Below are 17,913 nucleotides of genomic sequence, written 5' to 3' on the forward strand. Positions count from 1 at the left end.
GGGTGGCGAGCAGCTACACACCCCCGGCGCTGAAACCGCTGCGCACCGTCGGACGAGCCGCGCTGGCGCCGGTGCACGCCAATCAGCGCCTGGGGCACCAGGCCATCACATTCTTCCAGGCGCTCGCCGCCATCCCGTTCGTCCTGCGGCACTACCGCCGTGAGGTGACGCGGCTGACGGCCGATATCGGCTGGGGCAACGGCTCGCTCATCGTGGGCGGCGGCACGATCGGCGTCGTCGTCATCTTGTGCGCGTTCGGCGGGATCATCGTCGGCATGGAGTCGTTCACGGCGCTGAACCTCCTCACGATGTCGCCGCTCACCGGCGCGATCTCCGGCTTCGCCACCACCAGGGAACTCGCGCCCATTCTGGCGACCTTGGCCTTCGCGATTCAAGCGGGATGCAGATTCACCGCCCAACTCGGCTCCATGCGGATCTCCGAGGAAATCGATGCGCTGGAGTCCATCGCCATCCGCCCTCTTCCCTACCTGATCAGCACGCGCATGATCGCCTCCACCCTGACCATCATCCCGCTCTACAGCATCGGCCTCGCGACCGCCTATCTGGCCACCAAGATCACGGTGCTGTTCCTGGGCGGAACGGCGGCCGGTACCTACGATCACTACTTCTTCCAGTTCCTGATCGGCACGGACGTCTTCTTCTCACTGCTCAAAGTGGTGGTGTTCGTGATGCTGTCGACGTTCATCCAGTGCTACTACGGCTATGTCGCCACCGGTGGCCCGGAAGGTGTCGGGGTCGCGGCCGGACGTGCCATCAAAATGGTGATCGTCGTGATGGTGTTCGCCAATCTCTTCCTGACATTGACCATCTGGGGTATCGATCCCGGATTCCGGATCTCGGGGTAAGGCGGACAATGATTCTGGACCCCAGTGGCCGCGGACCGAGCGCAAAGCAGTTGACCCTCGCCGGGCTGGCGGTGCTGACCACGGTCGCGGTTCTGCTGTACCTGCTGGCGCTGCGCTACACCGGCTACTTCGAGGACAAGGTGCCGGTGACCATCGTGCTCACCAGTACCGGCGACGGCTTGCCGGGCCGAGCGGACGTCAAGTTCCGCGGCATGGTCGTGGGCCGGGTGGCCGCGGTGGACGTGGTGGCCCGTGGCGCCCGGCAGCAGGCGAGCGTGGATCTGAAGCCCGGTGTGGCCGAGACCATCCCGGTGAATGTGACCGCCCGGGTGATTCCGAACAATCTGTTCGGCGTCACGGCGATCGAACTCGTCGACAACGGGCCGGAACCGAAGACGCTGCGCGCCGGCGCGACGATTCCGGAGGACACCGGCAGCGAGACGGTGGCGTTGCAGACCACGTTGAACGTGCTGCGCAACGTGCTCGACAACATCCAGCCCGAGAAGCTGGGCCGCGTGCTGGCCACCCTCTCGGCGGCGCTGGATCCCTCGGCGCGGGTGCCCGGCTCGACGATAGAGCGCCTGGACAACTGGCTGACCGAGATCAGGGCGACTCCAGGCGTCGACGCGCTGTTCGGAGATCTCGGGCGAGCGTCGATCGCGTTGAGCCAGTCGGCTCCCGAACTGGTCGGCGTGCTGTCGGAGTCGGTGACCACCGCGCGGACGCTGGCCGAACGGCGAGCGAAACTCATCGACCTGCTGGCCACCGGAAACGCGACGGTCGAAACGGTCAACGCGCTGTTCGCGCGTAATCCCGACGCGGGCAAGTTCCTCGTCTCCGGACTGGACGATCTGTTCGGTGGTTTGGCCAAGGATCCGGAAGCCATTCCCTACACCGCCGCGAACCTCAACGTGGCACTGCAACGGCTGGCCACCACGTTCCACTTCGGCCCGGCCAGACAGATGGTGTGGAAGATGGATGTCTCGTTCACGCCCTTCCAGCAGTACACGGCGAAGGACTGCCCGCACTACGGCGACCAGTACGGTCCCCGCTGCGGTGGAGCCTCCGTCCCGGAGGTGGCGCCGGAGCAGAACTACCCGCCGCAATTGATACCGAAGTGGCTCGATGCGGCAGGGCCCGCACCGGTACCGGCTGCGCCCGCACCACTGGGTGCCATGGGGCTGGTGCTTCCGAGCCTGCCCGCGATTCCCGGTCTTCCCTTCATTCCGGGTCTGCCGTCCATTCCGGGTCTCTCGCCGACGCCGAGTGCCGTCGCACCGACGGAGCCCGGCACGCAGGATCCCGGCACCACCGCGAAGCCGATCGCGCTGCGCGGATCCGATGCCGTGGCGGCGATCGTCGGAGCACGGCCGACCGTGGCGCAGTACCTGCTGCTGAGTCCGGTGCTGGCCGGCGGATCGGTCACCGTAGCCGCCGACGACGAAGGGCCGGGTAAATGAAATCAGCCAAGGCCCTCGCGGGATTCAGTGTGTTCGCGGTGGTCGCCGTCGCGCTCACCTTCACCATCTGGTCCACGTTGCAGCGGTCGGTCGACGGCGACACCCATCGCTACTCGGCGATCTTCTCCGATGTGCTGGGGCTGCGCGTCGGCGACGACGTACGCGTGGCAGGCGTGCGGGTCGGCCGCGTGGACAAGATCGATTTCACCGACGGCTACCGCGCCCAGGTCGATTTCCGGATCGATGAACGCCAGCATCTCACCACCACGACCAAGGCGCTGGTGCGCTACCAGAACCTGATCGGGCAGCGCTATATCGCCCTGGCGCCGGGCAGGGAAGCGGGCACCGTGATGGCGCCGGGGACACGGATTCCCTTGGAGCGAACCGAGCCGTCGTTCGACGTGTCCGCGCTCCTGTCCGGATTCGAACCGCTGTTCAGCGTGCTGCAACCGGACCAGGTCAACTCCCTGTCCGAAACGTTGATCCAGGCCCTCCAGGGCAATCAGATGTCGCTCGGCAACCTGATCGTGCAAGCATCCCAGCTCGCGGGCACCTTCGGACAGCGCGACAAGATCCTGGGGGAGGTCCTGGGCAATCTGAGCTCGGTGATCGGCGGTCTCGCCCATCGCAGCGGCGAGCTCGAGACCCTGCTCACGCAGGCCAGGGCGCTGGTGGAGGCCCTCTACTCGCAAGGAGAGAGTCTGAAGCACTCGGTCGACCGGGTAGCCGACACGACCGACGCACTGACCGGGCTCATCATGCAGGTCAAGCCCGGCCTGGCGAAGGCGCAGAACGACGCCACAACGGGTGTCGCGCTGCTGCTGCTCAACGGCGCCTCGCTGGACCGCGCCGCGGTCGAACTGCCCGCCGTCCTCAACGGCGTCGCCCGCTTCACCAGCAACGGCGCCTACGGAAACGCCTACCTGTGCAGCCTCGACGTGTCCCTGTGGGGTGTGCTGTTGCCTCCCGGACTGTTCTCCCAGGTGGGCGGCAACTCGCATTCGGAGGTGTGCCGATGATCAAAAGCATTCCAGTGCCGGGATTCCTGCGGAATCGATATCTGCGGCTCGGCCTGATCGCGGCGGCCACGGTGGCGGCGCTGCTGGTCGGATCGAGTGTCTTGACTCAGGCCCGGCTGGGAGACAAGACCATCCACGCCGAATTCGCCCAGGCTGCCGGTCTCCGTCCCGGCGCGACCGTCGACGTATCCGGAATAGAGGTCGGCCAGGTGCACTCCGTTCGCCTCGAGGGCACCAAGGTCCTGGTGGATCTGAAGATCCGCCGCGATCTTCGCTTGGGGCCGGACGCGCGCGCGGCCATCAAGATGTCGACGATCCTCGGCCGGTTGCACGTGGACCTGGTGCCGGGCGATGGAAAAGGACTTCCCGGCAACCGCATTCGGATCGAGAACACCTCGGTGCCCTACAACCTGAGCAAGGTCATCCAGGATCCGAAATACAAGAACTCGTTCGAGCGCATCGAGCGCATCGATCCGCAGAAGCTCCGTCAGGCGCTGGATCTGGTCGACCAGCAGATGGGGGATTCCCCGCAGCTGGCAGTCCAGGCGCTCGACAGTATCGGTGCGCTCGCCAAGGTCGTCACCGATCGCCGGGACGAGGTGGATTCCCTGCTGAAGAGCATGGACCAGGTGTCCCAGCTCGTCTCCGACAACCAGAACAGCGTGCTGCTGTTGCTGACCCGCGGAGAAGCGATCGGCAATGCCGTGCGGCAACGGCAGGATCTACTGAGGCAATTGCTCGACAATGTCGCGGCCCTGTCGAGATTGCTGCAGCAGATGGGTCTGGAGAACAACGGACAGCTCGCGCCACTGATCCACGATCTGAACACCATGTCGGAGGGCCTGGAGAAGAACCGCGACAACCTGGACCGCCTCTACGAGAACATGCCCATCGCCCTGCGGCAGTTCAACAACGCCGTCGGCAACGGCCCGTACGGCGACGTGTGGGCGCCATGGTTCTTCCCGGACAACTGGCTGTGTTTCGCTCGAGCCGTACAGGGGTGCAACTGATGAGAACACGACGATTCGCCCAGATCGGTGGGCTGATCGTGGCCGCGCTGGTCACCGCGAGTTGCGCGCTGGTACCGGACAGCCTGACCTCGCTGCCCAGGCAGTACCTCGGCGAGCACGTGCGCATCAGCGCCGACTTCGAGAATGTCGCCGGGCTCTACGCGGGCAACGAGGTCGCGGTGCTGGGCGTTCCGGTCGGCCGGGTCGACACCGTGGCGGCCAAGGGCAGCTACGTCCAGGTCACCATGAGCTTGGAGAAGGGAACGAAGATCCCGGCCGATGCCATCGCCGCCCTGGTGTCGCCGCAGCTGATCACCAACCGCCATGTCGAGCTCGCGCCCGCCTACGGCGGCGACGGACCGATCCTGGCCGACGGCGCGCACATCCCGCTGGCCAGGACGCGGACACCGGTCGAACTCGACCGCATCCTGCAGAACTTCGACCAGCTCGGCGCGGCCCTGAGGGGTGACAACGAGAACGGACCCATGGCAAGCCGGGTCCTGTTCCCGCTCCTGGACGGCAGCGGCGACCGACTGCGCGAGACATTGGACGCGCTGTCCTCGGCCTTCGAGGTGACCTTCGCCAACAAGGACCAGATTTCGAACACCATCATCAAACTCAACGAGATCACCCAGATCATCGCCCAGAACGACCAGACCGTGCGCGATTTCAGCGGCCGGATCACCGAGCTGGTGCAGCTGATGGGTGACCAGGCGCCCGGCCTGCAGGCGGTACTGCAACAGCTGGACCAGTTCGTCACCAACACCGGCAGCCTGGTGGGCGAGAACTCCGATCAGCTCGCCGGTGCGCTGGAGCGATTCACGACGATCACCGAGCAGATGCGCGCCAACGCCCGCGGACTCACCGAGATCGTCGACATCGGACCACTGCTGTTCGAGAACCTGTCCAACTCCGTCAGCCGGGAGCACCAAGCGCTGCGCCTGCACGCGCTGACCGACAAGGTCCTGCTCGACAACGAAGTCGTGTCGCAGTTCTGCGAGCGGATCCAGATGCGCCTCGACGGCTGCCGTACCGGGAAGATCCAGGACTTCGGGCCCGACTTCGGCCTCACCGCGGCACTTCTGGGGATCACGAAATGATCGGTACGCATGGGCTTCGACGCACCGCGATGGCGGCAGCGCTGGTCGCGGCGGTGAGCACGGTGACCGGCTGCACCGTGACGGTGTCCAGTCTGCCGATGCCCAAACCCGGTATCGGCGCCCCGGGCTACACGATTCGCGCGGCATTCCGTGACGCGCTCAACCTGCCCGATCACGCGCACGTGAAGATCGGCGGGACCGACATCGGAGTCGTCACCGCGATCAGCACGACCAACTTCATCGCGGAGGTGGAAATGCTGATCAGGGAGGATATCGAGCTCCCACGGGGCACCACCGCCGAACTGCGTCAGGCGACGCCGCTCGGCGACATCTTCGTCGCGATGACCTTGCCCGCGGCGGCGGATGGCGCGAATCTGCGCGCCGGTGACGTCATCGGCACGGAGCACACCTCGGCTGCCGCGTCCGTCGAGCAGCTGATGATGTCGGTCTCGATGCTCATCAACGGCGGCGGCATCAATCAGGCCGCGAAGATCACCTCCGAGATGGATTCGATGTTCGCCGGTCGCGCCACGCAGCTGGCGCACCTGATCAGCGAGATGACCGCCGTCATCGCCGCGCTGAACCAGCGAACCGGGGACATCGACAACACCCTGACCGGCCTCAACGTGCTGACCGGGGAGTTGGCCGGTCGGAAAGCCGAACTGGGCGCCGCCGCCGACACGTTTCCGGCGTTGTTGGCGCTGTTCGCCGAGAACAACCAGTCCATCGTCGACCTGCTCGACAAAGTGTCGACGACGATGACCGCGCTCGGCGATTTCACCGAGACCACCGGGCCGCAAGCGGTCAGCCTCTTCGACAGCATCCAGCGATTGATGTCGGGCTTCACCCAGATGGGTGACGACTTGGGTGGAACCTTGGACGGCCTGCACACCCTGTACCCGTCGTTGATGGCGAGCCTGGACGGCCCCGCGTTGGCTGTCGCCGCGACGGTGTCCTATCTCAGTGTCGGCGCCTTGACCGATCCCAGCGGAAGCAGGTTGCCCGAGATCGGCGACGTGCCCGCGTTCATCGGCAGCTTGGCGCAGGTCATCGAGAAGGTGATCGGGCGGGTCACCAGTCCTCCGCAACAGCCGCGGCAAGGGGGAGAACGATGAATCCTCCTCTGTGGCAGTGGCTCGTACGGCACCGCGTCGCGCTCGCCAACCTGGGATTGGTCGTGGTGCTTGTTCTCGGCGCGGTCTATCTCGGCGCGGAAGTCCTGCGGATCAATCCGCTGCCGAGCAACTATTCGGTGACGGTGGAACTCCAGTCCTCGGGCGGATTGTCGGCAGGCAACGATGTCACCTTCCGCGGCACCAGGGTGGGAAAGGTCCGCGAGGTGAAAGTCGCGGGTAGCGGCGTCGCGGCCGTCGCCGAGATCGACTCTTCAGCGAAGATTCCGGTGGGCGGCACGGTCGCCGTCGGCCGGTTGTCGGCGGCGGGCGAGCAGTACCTGGACTTCCGCCCGGACTCCGATACCGGTCCCTATCTCACCGACGGGGCGTTGGTGGAACGCTCCCAGACCACCGTCCCGGTGACGGTGCAGTCGGTGCTCACCAACCTCAGCGGCCTCATCGGCGGCATGAACCCGGACCGGCTGAACATCATCGTCGATGAACTCGACAAGGCCTTGGCCGGCGGTCCCGACCAGTTGCGGAACATGGTGTCGGGCATCAGCCGTGCCATGGCCGGGTTGACCGAGCTGCTTCCGCAGACACGGCAGTTGATCGAGAACCTCGAGGTGATCGCGGAGACGACCTCGCATGCGCAGCCGGACCTCGCGACACTCACTCGCACGGGTGGTGTGCTGTTCGAGCAGCTGACCGCGGCCGACCAGGAAGTGCGTCACCTCCTGGACGAAGGGCCGGTCCAGCTCCGTACCCTCGGCGGTTTCGTCTCCCGCACCCAGGACCCCCTCACCGACCTGGTCACGAACTTCGTCGCGATCACCAAGGCCGCCAAGCTGCGCGCACCGGCCATCTCGGCCCTGTTCCCGGCGTTGCGGGTCGGCTCGGAGGCGCTGGGCATACCCGCCCACGACAACGCCTTCTACACGCTGGTCGACATCTGGCCGCGCCCCACCTGCGAGTACGACACCATCCCCGTCGTGCCCACGGACAAGATGACCGACACCCGGATCCGGCTCTACAACTACTGCGTCACCAGCGATCCCGCCCTGCAGGTACGCGGTTCGGCGAATGCGCCACGTCCCGACATCCCGGACAACGGGTCGACCCGACCGCCCGGCGTCACCGGCGACGAGCTGTCCCGCCCCGTCCCCGGCAACTAGGAGATTCCGATGAAGAGTGAAGACGCCGAGCCGACCACCGAAGCCGAGTCGCGCCCGAGCCGATCGGAGGAGCGCGCTGTCGAGCCGGTGAAAGCCGGCTCCGAGGACACGACCGCTGAGCGGGTGGACGGCGGCGTGGAGTCCGACACGGGCGCCGTGGCATCCGCCGGTCGCTGGAATCGACTGCGCCGTCTACCGCTCGGGCGTCCGGGGCCGATCGCGCTGCGCTCGGCTGCCGCGATCCTCGTGGGCGTGTCGGTGGCCTGCGCCTGCTATTGGTACATCCAGAACGACAACAGCAAGGACCTGCTGGCGGCGCAGGAGGACGCGCGCGCCGCGGCCTGCCGTTACGCGCCCATCCTGGCCAACTACGACTCGAAGAACCTCGACGCCTACTTCGCCGCTGTCGGTGACGGCGCCACCGGTGACTGGAAGAAACAGTTCGAGTCCACCAGCGCCGAACTACGTGAGGTACTCGGCCAAGGCCAGGTCACCTCGGCCACGCGCGACGTGCAGTGCGCGATCCGCGCCGGTGACGAGCACTCCGCGGAAGCGATCGTGATCATCGGCCAGACCATCACCAGTCTCGGCACCAAGGGCAAGCCCGCCCCGGGACAGCTGTCGATGGTGATGCGCCTGGAGAAGGTCGGTGACCGGTGGTTGGTGAACAAGGTCAACTCGCCGTTGGCCTTGCCGCCGCAGCCCTGACCGCGGGGAACCCGGCTTCATGATGTGACCGCAGAAGGGACCCGGACCGTCGCTCGATCCGACTGCAAAAGAATGATCAACTACATGCATTCAGGGATACGCCAGGCAAATAGCCGTACAACCTGGCTCTTTACTGTTGATACTTGCCACTGAATCAGTAGAATGATCAGTAACATAAATGCAAGGTCCGATGTTCGACGGGGATCGGTGCGACTGATTCACCTGGTCGCGCGACGTGTCAACGCAGATGGAAGGACATCCCGATGACCGCAGTGGCTTCTCGATCCGATCGCGACCACGGTGTACCGCTGACCAAGGATCGCACCCGGATCGGTATCAGCGTCACGCATCGACCGTTCACCAAGCGGCCGCTCGAACTCACCGACGCTCTGGACTTCTGGTCCTTCGCTGGCGCCGCGGCGAACGTCGTCATGCAGATGGCCCGGCCGGGTGTGGGTTACGGTGTGGCCGAGAGCAAAGTGGAATCCGGATCGCTGATGAAGCATCCGTGGAAACGCGCGCGTACGACGACGCAATATCTCGCGGTCGCCATCCTCGGCACCGAGGAAGAGCGTAGGGCCTATCGCGAAGCGGTGAATGTGGCGCACCGGCAAGTGCAATCGGCGCCGGGAGCGCCGGTCAAGTACAACGCCTTCGACCGCAACCTTCAATTGTGGGTGGCCGCTTGTCTTTACATCGGCTTCGAGGACACCTACCAGCTGTTGCACGGAAGAATGAACGACGAGCAGGCCGAAGCGTTCTATGCCTCATCCTCCGCCCTTGGCACCACCCTGCAGGTGACGGAGGACATGTGGCCCGCCACCAGAGCCGAATTCGACGAATACTGGAACACCGCGTGCGAGCAGGTCGCGCTGGACGACTATGTCCGGGACTACCTCGGGAACTTGCTCGAGCTGCGCATGATCCACTGGTATCTACGGCTGCCTTTCCGCAACCTGCTCCGGTTTCTCACCATCGGATTCCTGGCCCCGATCTTCCGGGAACAACTGCGGGTGGAATGGACCGCCGCCGACCAGCGGCGCTTCGAGAACTTGTTCGTGTTCGTGTCCTTCGTCAACCGCTTCATTCCGCGCTTCATCCGCCACGGCGGATCGCACGGGCTGATGGTCGACCTGCGACGGCGCATCCGCAAGCAGAAGAACCTCATCTGAGATCGTGTAGCTAAACCATTCGGCCGCTGCGGGACTCGGATTTGGCGATATCGCGTGCTACCCGGTACATTCGTGTGGTCAAGCTACCGAGCGATCGGTGGATAGGCACGAATACCCCCGAGCGAGCCCCGAACCGATGCAGACCGGTGCGGGGCTCGGTTGGTCGACGCGGACTGTTGGTCACACAGGCTTCGGGTAATTCGGGTCGGCGCACGCTTTCGTACCGGCCTGCTCCGGTACCGCTGTCCGAGGTCGAGCAAATCAGTCCGGCGGTTCTTGCGCCTCATCGGTGGTCAGTTCCGGGGCTATCTCCCGGGTCGCCATTCCACCGTGGCGGTCCTGATCGGTCGGGCCCGGCCTGCCTCCTTTGGGCTCGCCGCTGTTCTGGTCGTCCTTGTCTTTCTCGCGTGCCATGACAAATCCCTTTCCGTGTTGCTTCGATCTACCCGCCCCGGTTCGCTTCAATCGGTCGGGGTGGTTATGACCGGCGCGATCATGTCGACGGTGGTCTCGGATCGGGCGCTCATGCACGGTGAGCAGGACGTGGTCGAAGCGGGTACGCGTCTGCACCCCGGCGCCACCGAATTCGATCAGCGCGGCAACCAGTTGTTCGGCCACCACACGCAATTTCGTATTCGTCTCCTGCGATCGCCAGGTCAGCACGCGGAACGCCTGATCGGCCGAGATGCCGTACACCAGCATCAAGGCGCCCTTGGCCTGCTCGATCACATCACGAGCGGCCACCATTTCCGGCAGGGTCCCGTCGATGACTTCCTGGCGTTCCTCGTCGACGGTGTCGGTGACATCGATATAGAACCCCGCCGTACCGACCACCGCACCGGTGGAATCACGCATCTGATCTCCCACCACCAGCACGTGGTGCACGATTCCCGCGGTATCGATGATGCGGTGGCGGCCGCTGAACGGCAGCCCGGTTTGCACCGCGGTCGCCAGGGTGTCGGCGACCTCGGCTCGATCGTCGGGATGTTTGTGTGCCAAGAGCAGCTCCGTGGTCGGCGTCACCTCACCGGGCGCGTAACCATGCAGGGCCGCGACCTCGTCCGACCAAGTCCAGCGTTGGTCGGCGAACCAGAATTGGAAACTGCCCGTTCTCTTCGAGATCGGGACCGTCGGCGCCGATCCCGATGGCGCGTTGTTCGTCACCGAACCAGTTTTCCCCGCTGCGGAATCGGTATGCGCCACGACCGGCACGGCAGCGCGTGAACCGCCTCACGAGCCACACTCGCGCGTCGATCACGCGCATCCGGCATGGTGCTCGTCGCGGAATCATGGTGGAGCCATGCCGATTCGATTGCGGCGGCGACACTGCTCTTCGGCGGAGCGACCGCGTAACGCGGTGTCGCGCGGCAAATCGCCGATACCCCGCGCTCCTCGCGCAGGCCGCGGGCGGCGCTCCCCGATTCGGATCGTGCGGTGTTCTGGCGCAGCCAGGCATCGCGGGCACAGGCGCGGTCGATGCCGGCGTGGACGGGTCGAGTGCGGTGGCGCTCACCACGGCGGTCGCGGTGTAGCGGCGGGAGGGGCCTGTTCGATCTGCCCCGGCGCGACGCCGGTGTGAGCATCATCGCGACAGGGCGCCGCCGCCGGGAGCTTCAGCACCGGTAACGCGGGTATCCGCCGCTCTGTGGTGGATTCTTTGCGACGGGCGGTCAGCACGCGCCTGCTGTTCTTCTTCATCCTCGGTGACATCCTGGGTGCGGGGGTCTATGTGCTGGTCGGGGCAATCGCACAGGAGTCCGGCGGCGCGATCTGGTTGCCGCTGCTGGTGGCGCTCGGTCTCGCCTGCCTCACCGCCGGTTCCTATGCCGAGTTGGCGACCAAGTATCCGAAGGCGGGCGGCTCGGCCCATTACGCGGGCCGTGCCCTCGGGCCGGCGGCCGGGTCGCTCGTCGGGTTCTGCATGCTCGCGGCTGGTGTCGTGTCGGTGGCGGCGCTGAGCAGGGCGTTTGCCGCAGATTATCTGCGCGCCTTGGTGAGCCTGCCCACCGCGCTCGTCGTGGTGGTGTTCCTCACCGCGTTGGCGCTGCTCAACATCTCCGGGATCAAAGAGTCACTCGGCGCCAACGTCGCCGCTACGCTGGTCGAACTCGGCGGCCTCGTGCTGGTCATCGGGCTCGGCGCGTGGGTGATGGTTCGGGGCGACGCCGATCCGGGCCGGCTCACCGAGGTGGGGACAGCGGAGCAGGGTGCTGTCGGCGCGACTCTCGCGGGCGCCGTCCTGGCCTTCTACTCGTTCGTCGGGTTCGAGACGTCGGTGAATCTGGCGGAGGAAGTCGCCGACCCGCGCAGATCCTATCCGCGCGCGCTCTTCGGGGCGTTGCTCACCGCCGGTGGCGTGTACTTGCTGATCGGGGTGGTGGCCGGTGCCGCGGTGCCCACCGACCGGCTGGCGAACTCGAGCGGTCCGCTGCTCGAGGTGGTGCGCCTGGCCGGAGGCGTACCGGACAAGGTGTTCGCGGTGGTCGCCTTGGTGGCCGTGGCGAACGGCGCCCTGCTGACCGGGATCATGTCCTCACGACTGGCCTACGGCATGGCTCGCGAGGGCCTGCTTCCGCGGGCGCTGGGCCGGATCCTGCCGGGCCGCCGGACGCCGTGGGTGGCGATCGGCGTCACGGCGGCGGTGTCGTTGCTGCTCGCGCTGACCGGGGAGGTGGCCTCGCTCGCGGAGACGCTGGTGTTGTTGCTGCTCGTCGTTTTCGCGGCGGTCAACGTGTCGGTGCTGATCCTGCGGCGCGAAGGCGACGAAGCAGAGCACTTTCGGGTGCCCGTCGTCGTGCCTTGGCTCGGGTTGGCCTCATGTCTGTTCCTGTTCACCCGGATCGACGGGGAGGTGTGGTTGCGCGGTTGCCTCCTGATCGGTATCGGAGTGCTCTTCGCGGCCGTGAACGCGATCCGGGCCCGCCGCTCCGAACCGGATGGTCGTGAGGCCTTCCCGGCCCCGCGCGGAGCATGATGATTCGCGGCGACACGGCCGTGTCCTTGCACGCTCCATGAGGCCGGTGGTACACAAAATCTGTGAGTACCTAGGTAGATTTTCTTACCATCACCATCGGTGGCCAGGCGTAGGGCCTGGACGCCATCGCCACGGCGCCGTGGGCGCCGATCGCAGTACGGAGATCTGATCGGAAATCCCCACCCGCACCCATCCCGGAGGTTCCCACGCATGACCCCTTCAGCGCACGGCGGCTCCTTGCTCGGCAGCGGAGTCCACGGATACACCACACGGCGAGACAACCCGGTCCCGGCGGCGCATCGCGTTCTCGCCGCACCGGACCGTCCCAGCGAATGGCAGCCGGGAATGCTCTGGTGGGATGCGAGCACAGTGCTGGTGACCTACCCGCGGCCGGAGGCATCCGGACACTGGAATACCGTGCCGCACCTGGTGTTACCGGTCGACCACGGACGTCTGGCCTTCCGGATCTCCTCGCATTCGAGCGAGGCCGAGCACCTGGCACGCGACCGCCGGGTCATCGTGCAGGCGGGGGACTGGCACGGCGGGCCGGCTCTCGGGTCGCGCCAGCACCAAGGTATGGCCGAACTGCTGCGGCTCGGACCGCTGGTCGACCAGGTGCGGACCGGCATGGACACCAAATACGGAAGACGGGTCGGCTTGGCGCGCCTCGCGCACAGACTGGCCATGGGCGCGGCTCCCTACGGAGACATCGTGGTCGTGGTCACGCCGCGCGAGAACCGGCTCCCCGGTCTGTGACCGCGCTCGAACCCGCCGTGGCATCGCGGTATACCGGGCTCGCCCTCGGCGCTGGATCACCACCGCCGAGGGCGGCGAGGACTCCGCGGCAGGGGAGTCCCGGGAGCACGGCGCCGGTCGGTCCGTAGCCCGGTCCGTGGCGCCCGCGCGGCAGATTCCCGTCGGACTGGACACATGCACGGAGTGCTGTCCATACGATGGGGTCGTCGTGTCGCGGAAGGCGTGGCGCGCCGATGACCGACGGAGGTCGAAGTGAAGGTCCATCTACAGGTCACCGGAGCGCCACGGCAGATCACGACCGACGCGCGGGAGCTGGCCGAGACCGGGGCCGACGGCCTGTTCACCTTCGAGGGCCCACACGACGTGTTCTTCCCCCTCGTCGTCGCGGCCGGCGCGACGTCGCTGGAATTGATGACGAACGTGGCGATCGCCGGGCCGCGCAGCCCGATGCACCTGGCGCACGCGGCCTACGACCTTCAGGTCTACAGCGAGGGACGGTTCCGGCTGGGGTTGGGCTCACAGATCCGCGCCCACATCGAAAAGCGCTACGGCAGCACGTGGGGCGCGCCCGCGGAACGTACCGCGGAGAGCGTGGCGGCGGTGCGGGCCATCTTCGACGCGTGGGAAGGCCGGGCGCGGTTGAACTTCCGCGGCAAGTACTACACGCACACTTTGCTGCCGCCCACGTTCGATCCCGGACCGAACCCCTTCGGTCCTCCGCCGGTGCTGATGGGCGCGCTCGGACCGGTGATGACCCGCAAGGCCGCCGAGGTCGCCGACGGACTGCTGGTGATGCCGTTCAACAGTGAACGGCACTTCACCGAGCGCACCCTGCCCGCCGTCGCCGAGGGCCTGCGCCGGTCCGGTCGGACGCCGGACGGGTTCCCGGTGATCGCGCAGGTGATGGTCGCACTCGGACGTACGGAGGAGGCGCTGACCGCCGCGATGGGCGGGGTGAGCTCCCTGATCGCGTTCTACGGTTCCACCCCCGCCTATCGTCCCGTGCTCGAGGTCGAGGGCTGGGAACAGTTGCACTTCACGCTCAACGCACTGTCCAAGACAGGCGGTTTCGCCGAGATGCGGGCGCTGGTGACCGAAGAGATGGTGCGCACGATCGGGGTGGCGGGCACACCGGAAGAGTGCGCCGCGCAGATCCGCACCCGCTTCGGCGCCGAAATCGAGGAGGTGTGCTGCTATTTCCCGGGATACGCGCCGAACGCGGCGGACGTGGCCGATCTGGTCGAAGCCTTGCACGACCGGGAGGACTGACGCGCGCCCGTAAGGGTCGAGGAGCGAAGTTAGCAACACCGGACCATCGCGGTCACCTGTTCGGCGCACGGTGCGCGAAAGCGTGGTGAGCCGGGCGCCGGGTCGCTTTGACTGCACAGATGCCTGTTCCACCCCATGCTCGCGGCTACGAAGACTTCGGCGGCTCGGTCGGTCGCACCACGACCGATTCGACGCCGGATTGGCGCTATCCGCCCACCGCCCCCGAGGGCGCTCCGAACATCGTCGTGGTGCTGATCGATGACATGGGATACAGCGATATCGGCCCGTTCGGCTCCGAGATCGAGACGCCGACACTGGACCGGTTGGCGGCGAACGGTCTTCGGTTGACCAACTATCACACCACCCCGCTGTGCTCGCCGTCGCGCGCGTCGCTGCTCACCGGCATCAACGCCCACCGCGCCGGGTTCGGCTTCGTCGCCAATGCCGACCCCGGCTACCCGGGTCTTCGCCTGGAACTGGCGGACGACGTACCGACGCTGCCGGAGATCCTGCGTAGCAACGGCTACGCCACCTACGCGGTCGGCAAATGGCATCTGGTGCGCGACGCCACGATGAATCCCGCCGCCCACCGGGATTCCTGGCCGACGCAGCGCGGCTTCGACCGGTACTACGGCTCGCTCGAGGGGCTCAACTCCTTCTACTACCCGAATCAGCTGGTCTCGGACTCCTCGGTCGTCGATATCGAGGAGTACCCGAAGGGGTATTACCTCACCGACGACCTGACCGAGAAGGCCATCGCCTACATCAAGGACCTGCGCGCGCACGACGCCGCCAAACCGTTCTTCCTGTACTTCGCCCACGTCGCCATGCATGGTCCGCTCCAGGCCAAGCCCGCGGATCTGGCCAAATATCGCGGCCGCTACGCGAAGGGATGGGACGAACTACGCCGGAGCCGGTTCGCCGCACAACTCGCCCAGGGCCTCTTCCCCGCCGGGACGCAGCAGAAACCGCGCAACACCGAACCGGGATACGAGGCGGCGGAATGGGATTCGCTGACTCCCGCGCAGCAGCGGCGATTCGCCCGGTACATGGAGGTGTACGCGGGCATGGTCGACAGCATCGATCAGAGCCTCGGGCGCATCGTCGGCACGCTCGAGGAACTCGGCGAACTCGACAACACCATCGTGGTCTTCACCTCGGACAACGGCGGCACCGCCGAGGGCGGGCCGGAGGGCACCCGGACCTACTTCGCGGAGTTCGCCCACATCACCGATCCGGACTGGGTCGGCGATGTGCCGCACGACGAGGAGCTGATCGGCACCGCGAAGCTGGGCGTCCACTACCCGCGTGGCTGGGGGCAGGCGTCCAATACGCCGTTCCGCTTCTACAAGGGCCAGACCTTCGCGGGCGGTGTGCGCGTGCCGTTCCTGATCTCCTGGCCGAAGGGACTGCCGCGCGGCGACGACGACAACGGTATCCGGCACGAGTACACCTACGTCACCGACCTCGCGCCGACATTGCTGGCGCTGGCCGGGTTGCGGCGGCCGAGCGTGCGCAACGGTCTGCCCGCGAAACAGTTCGACGGCGTGTCGGCCGTGGCGACGCTGCGTGACCCACGGGCAGTGTCCGAACACACCGAGCAGTACTCGGAGATGGTCGGGAACCGCGGGTTCTATCGGGACGGGTGGAAACTGCTGTCGCTGTACGAGCCGGGAACCGATATCGACGAGCCGCAGTGGCAGCTGTTCGACGTCCGCACCGATCCGACGGAACTGCATGATCTGTCCGGGCGATTCCCGGAGAAGGTCGCGGAGCTGGCCGCCGCATGGGACGAATCCGCCTGGGCGAATACGGTGTTCCCGCTGGTCACGCGCCAGGATCTGGCCCGGCGGCGGCCGGAGGAGGAGAGCTTCTCGGCCCCCGTCCGGCTGCTGCCGGGCACGCCGACCCTGGAACGGTATCGCGCACAGCGACTGATCGCCTACCGAGACTTCGTCATCGAGGCGGAACTCGCCGGCTACGCGTCCGGTGACGAAGGGGTCCTCGTCGCGCACGGTGATCCGCTGGGCGGTTATGTGCTCTACCTCGAGGACGGCCGGGTGACGTTCGGGCTCAACAGCTACGGCCGTTACGACAGCGTCACCACGCGACCTCTCGCCGCCGGGGCGCGGCACATCACGGTGCGCGCCACGGTGCGACCACGGCTGCGGTGGGATTTCACCGTCGAGATCGACGGTGTCCAGGTCGCACGGCTGCTCGATCAGGTCCAGTTGGTCGGCATGTCGCCGTGGACCGGAATCTCCGTCGGCGTCGACGCGCGCGGACCGGTCGCCTGGGATCTGCGCGAACGTCGCGGCACCTTCCGCTACACCGGCGCATTGCGCGCGATCACGTACATCCCGGGCCCGATCCAGGTGCCGCGCCGGACCATCGAAGCGGTCGAGCGGGAGGCGGAGTTCGTCGCCGAATGAGTGCCGGACCGCGTCCCCGGGGACGGTTCGGCGGCCCGCTCAGTCGGCATCGCCGAACACGCGCCCGGCATATCGGGCTCGACGCCACCTGAATCCGGGGCTGTCACCACGCGGAACACGATGTTGCGGCCGCCCGGTACCTCGCGCGAAGGCGACTCGGGAAGGTGGGTGCAGTCGGAGGGGATCGAGCGCACCCACCCTCGCGCCTCGGCGTCGGCTGAGCAGCGGGCACGGCCGACGCGGGCTGCGCCGGGACTGACCGACGGAGACGAATGCGAAAACCCCCGGAAACCCCGACCCGAGACCGACCTTAACGCCGCCGGTCCGGCAATGGCGTGAAAAACCGCAATTCGCCGTTCCTGAAACGGATTTCAGGTGACTTCAGGCTGCCTTAAGCCGCTGCCTGCGAAGGTGATCCACATCTTCGGATCACAACTCGCATAGGAGGTTTCAGGATGAAGGCCACTGTTCGCCGGGCACTGTCCGGTCGGCGCGGACTCCTCACAGGCGCCATTGTCGCCGCTGTCCTCGTCGGTGGGCCCGTGGCGCTGTACGCCGCCACCGATGATCAGGCGCCCGGCGGGCACCGCGTCGCCGCCTATCTGTCCGATCACGACTGGGAACTCACCGCGGCTCCCGCGATCGGCAGGCAGCAAGCCGTCGACAAGGCGCTCCAAGCGGTGCCCGGTAGCACCGTGGTTTCCGCCGAACTCGACGCCGAGGGGCCGACGACGGTGTGGGAGGTCGAGCTCCGCACGGCCGACGGCATCGAGCACGAGGTGACGATCGACGCGACCAGCGGTGCCGTCCTCGGCACGGTGAAACAGGACTGACGGCAGCACAGCGAAGGACGAGGA

Annotated in this window: 14 protein-coding genes and 1 pseudogene; 14 read left to right on the plus strand and 1 reads right to left on the minus strand. The window is 66.6% G+C overall.

Annotation, left to right across the window (positions count from 1 at the left end):
- The first annotated feature begins 2 nt into the window (after positions 1–2).
- The 9 genes from ACGF7Y_RS05620 to ACGF7Y_RS05660 all read left to right on the plus strand — a co-directional run bounded on the left by ACGF7Y_RS05620 (position 3) and on the right by ACGF7Y_RS05660 (position 9,625).
- Positions 3–866 carry an ABC transporter permease gene (locus ACGF7Y_RS05620; protein ID WP_040867264.1) on the plus strand — a complete coding sequence of 288 codons (864 nt, stop codon included), beginning with the start codon at positions 3–5 and terminating at the stop codon, positions 864–866.
- Positions 867–874: 8 nt separating this feature from the next.
- Positions 875–2,326: an MlaD family protein gene (locus ACGF7Y_RS05625; RefSeq protein WP_393229580.1), complete on the plus strand. Its 1,452-nt coding sequence runs from the start codon at positions 875–877 to the stop codon at positions 2,324–2,326.
- Positions 2,323–3,345, plus strand: a complete 1,023-nt coding sequence (locus ACGF7Y_RS05630; RefSeq protein ID WP_393229583.1) for an MlaD family protein — start codon at positions 2,323–2,325, stop codon at positions 3,343–3,345. The genes ACGF7Y_RS05625 and ACGF7Y_RS05630 overlap by 4 nt, the downstream gene beginning before the upstream one ends.
- Positions 3,342–4,355, plus strand: a complete 1,014-nt coding sequence (locus ACGF7Y_RS05635; protein WP_393229585.1) for an MCE family protein — start codon at positions 3,342–3,344, stop codon at positions 4,353–4,355. Before ACGF7Y_RS05630 ends, ACGF7Y_RS05635 begins: the two co-directional genes overlap by 4 nt.
- Entirely contained in the window at positions 4,355–5,455 is a 1,101-nt protein-coding gene (locus ACGF7Y_RS05640; protein ID WP_393229587.1) for an MCE family protein, read from the plus strand. The genes ACGF7Y_RS05635 and ACGF7Y_RS05640 overlap by 1 nt, the downstream gene beginning before the upstream one ends.
- Positions 5,452–6,570 carry an MCE family protein gene (locus tag ACGF7Y_RS05645; RefSeq protein ID WP_393229590.1) on the plus strand — a complete coding sequence of 373 codons (1,119 nt, stop codon included), beginning with the start codon at positions 5,452–5,454 and terminating at the stop codon, positions 6,568–6,570. The genes ACGF7Y_RS05640 and ACGF7Y_RS05645 overlap by 4 nt, the downstream gene beginning before the upstream one ends.
- Complete coding sequence (locus tag ACGF7Y_RS05650) at positions 6,567–7,745, plus strand: MCE family protein (RefSeq protein WP_393229592.1); 1,179 nt, start codon at positions 6,567–6,569, stop codon at positions 7,743–7,745. The genes ACGF7Y_RS05645 and ACGF7Y_RS05650 overlap by 4 nt, the downstream gene beginning before the upstream one ends.
- Positions 7,746–7,754: 9 nt before the next feature.
- Positions 7,755–8,453 (plus strand): hypothetical protein, encoded by a 699-nt coding sequence (locus ACGF7Y_RS05655; protein ID WP_393229595.1) that lies wholly within the window; start codon positions 7,755–7,757, stop codon positions 8,451–8,453.
- A gap of 263 nt (positions 8,454–8,716) precedes the next feature.
- Positions 8,717–9,625, plus strand: coding sequence for an oxygenase MpaB family protein (locus ACGF7Y_RS05660; RefSeq protein WP_393229597.1), 909 nt, complete (start codon positions 8,717–8,719; stop codon positions 9,623–9,625).
- A gap of 519 nt (positions 9,626–10,144) precedes the next feature.
- On the opposite strand, the pseudogene ACGF7Y_RS05665 reads toward ACGF7Y_RS05660, so the two are convergent.
- A pseudogene (locus tag ACGF7Y_RS05665) lies at positions 10,145–10,789 on the minus strand (PAS and ANTAR domain-containing protein); the annotation flags it as partial.
- Positions 10,790–11,270: 481 nt separating this feature from the next.
- Here ACGF7Y_RS05665 and ACGF7Y_RS05670 point away from each other — a divergent pair.
- From ACGF7Y_RS05670 to ACGF7Y_RS05690, 5 genes are all read left to right on the plus strand, one after another.
- Positions 11,271–12,599, plus strand: coding sequence for an APC family permease (locus ACGF7Y_RS05670; RefSeq protein ID WP_393229600.1), 1,329 nt, complete (start codon positions 11,271–11,273; stop codon positions 12,597–12,599).
- 210 nt (positions 12,600–12,809) lie between these two features.
- Positions 12,810–13,355 carry a hypothetical protein gene (locus tag ACGF7Y_RS05675; RefSeq protein ID WP_393229602.1) on the plus strand — a complete coding sequence of 182 codons (546 nt, stop codon included), beginning with the start codon at positions 12,810–12,812 and terminating at the stop codon, positions 13,353–13,355.
- 252 nt (positions 13,356–13,607) lie between these two features.
- Positions 13,608–14,624 (plus strand): TIGR03617 family F420-dependent LLM class oxidoreductase, encoded by a 1,017-nt coding sequence (locus ACGF7Y_RS05680; RefSeq protein WP_393229604.1) that lies wholly within the window; start codon positions 13,608–13,610, stop codon positions 14,622–14,624.
- 119 nt (positions 14,625–14,743) lie between these two features.
- Entirely contained in the window at positions 14,744–17,056 is a 2,313-nt protein-coding gene (locus ACGF7Y_RS05685) for an arylsulfatase (protein ID WP_393229607.1), read from the plus strand.
- A 455-nt stretch (positions 17,057–17,511) separates the two neighbouring features.
- Positions 17,512–17,889: a PepSY domain-containing protein gene (locus tag ACGF7Y_RS05690; RefSeq protein ID WP_393229610.1), complete on the plus strand. Its 378-nt coding sequence runs from the start codon at positions 17,512–17,514 to the stop codon at positions 17,887–17,889.
- The last annotated feature ends 24 nt before the right edge of the window (positions 17,890–17,913 follow it).

The organism is Nocardia sp. NPDC047654 (assembly GCF_043205035.1).
GTDB lineage: Bacteria > Actinomycetota > Actinomycetes > Mycobacteriales > Mycobacteriaceae > Nocardia.

Bases quoted from the DNA above. Each gene is read 5' to 3' on its own strand.
- ACGF7Y_RS05635 (WP_393229585.1), top strand. From the start codon at position 3,342: ATGATCAAAAGCATTCCAGTGCCGGGATTCCTGCGGAATCGATATCTG.
- ACGF7Y_RS05660 (WP_393229597.1), top strand. From the start codon at position 8,717: ATGACCGCAGTGGCTTCTCGATCCGATCGCGACCACGGTGTACCGCTG.
- ACGF7Y_RS05650 (WP_393229592.1), top strand. From the start codon at position 6,567: ATGAATCCTCCTCTGTGGCAGTGGCTCGTACGGCACCGCGTCGCGCTC.
- ACGF7Y_RS05655 (WP_393229595.1), top strand. From the start codon at position 7,755: ATGAAGAGTGAAGACGCCGAGCCGACCACCGAAGCCGAGTCGCGCCCG.
- ACGF7Y_RS05675 (WP_393229602.1), top strand. From the start codon at position 12,810: ATGACCCCTTCAGCGCACGGCGGCTCCTTGCTCGGCAGCGGAGTCCAC.
- ACGF7Y_RS05645 (WP_393229590.1), top strand. From the start codon at position 5,452: ATGATCGGTACGCATGGGCTTCGACGCACCGCGATGGCGGCAGCGCTG.
- ACGF7Y_RS05625 (WP_393229580.1), top strand. From the start codon at position 875: ATGATTCTGGACCCCAGTGGCCGCGGACCGAGCGCAAAGCAGTTGACC.
- ACGF7Y_RS05640 (WP_393229587.1), top strand. From the start codon at position 4,355: ATGAGAACACGACGATTCGCCCAGATCGGTGGGCTGATCGTGGCCGCG.
- ACGF7Y_RS05630 (WP_393229583.1), top strand. From the start codon at position 2,323: ATGAAATCAGCCAAGGCCCTCGCGGGATTCAGTGTGTTCGCGGTGGTC.
- ACGF7Y_RS05685 (WP_393229607.1), top strand. From the start codon at position 14,744: ATGCCTGTTCCACCCCATGCTCGCGGCTACGAAGACTTCGGCGGCTCG.
- ACGF7Y_RS05690 (WP_393229610.1), top strand. From the start codon at position 17,512: ATGAAGGCCACTGTTCGCCGGGCACTGTCCGGTCGGCGCGGACTCCTC.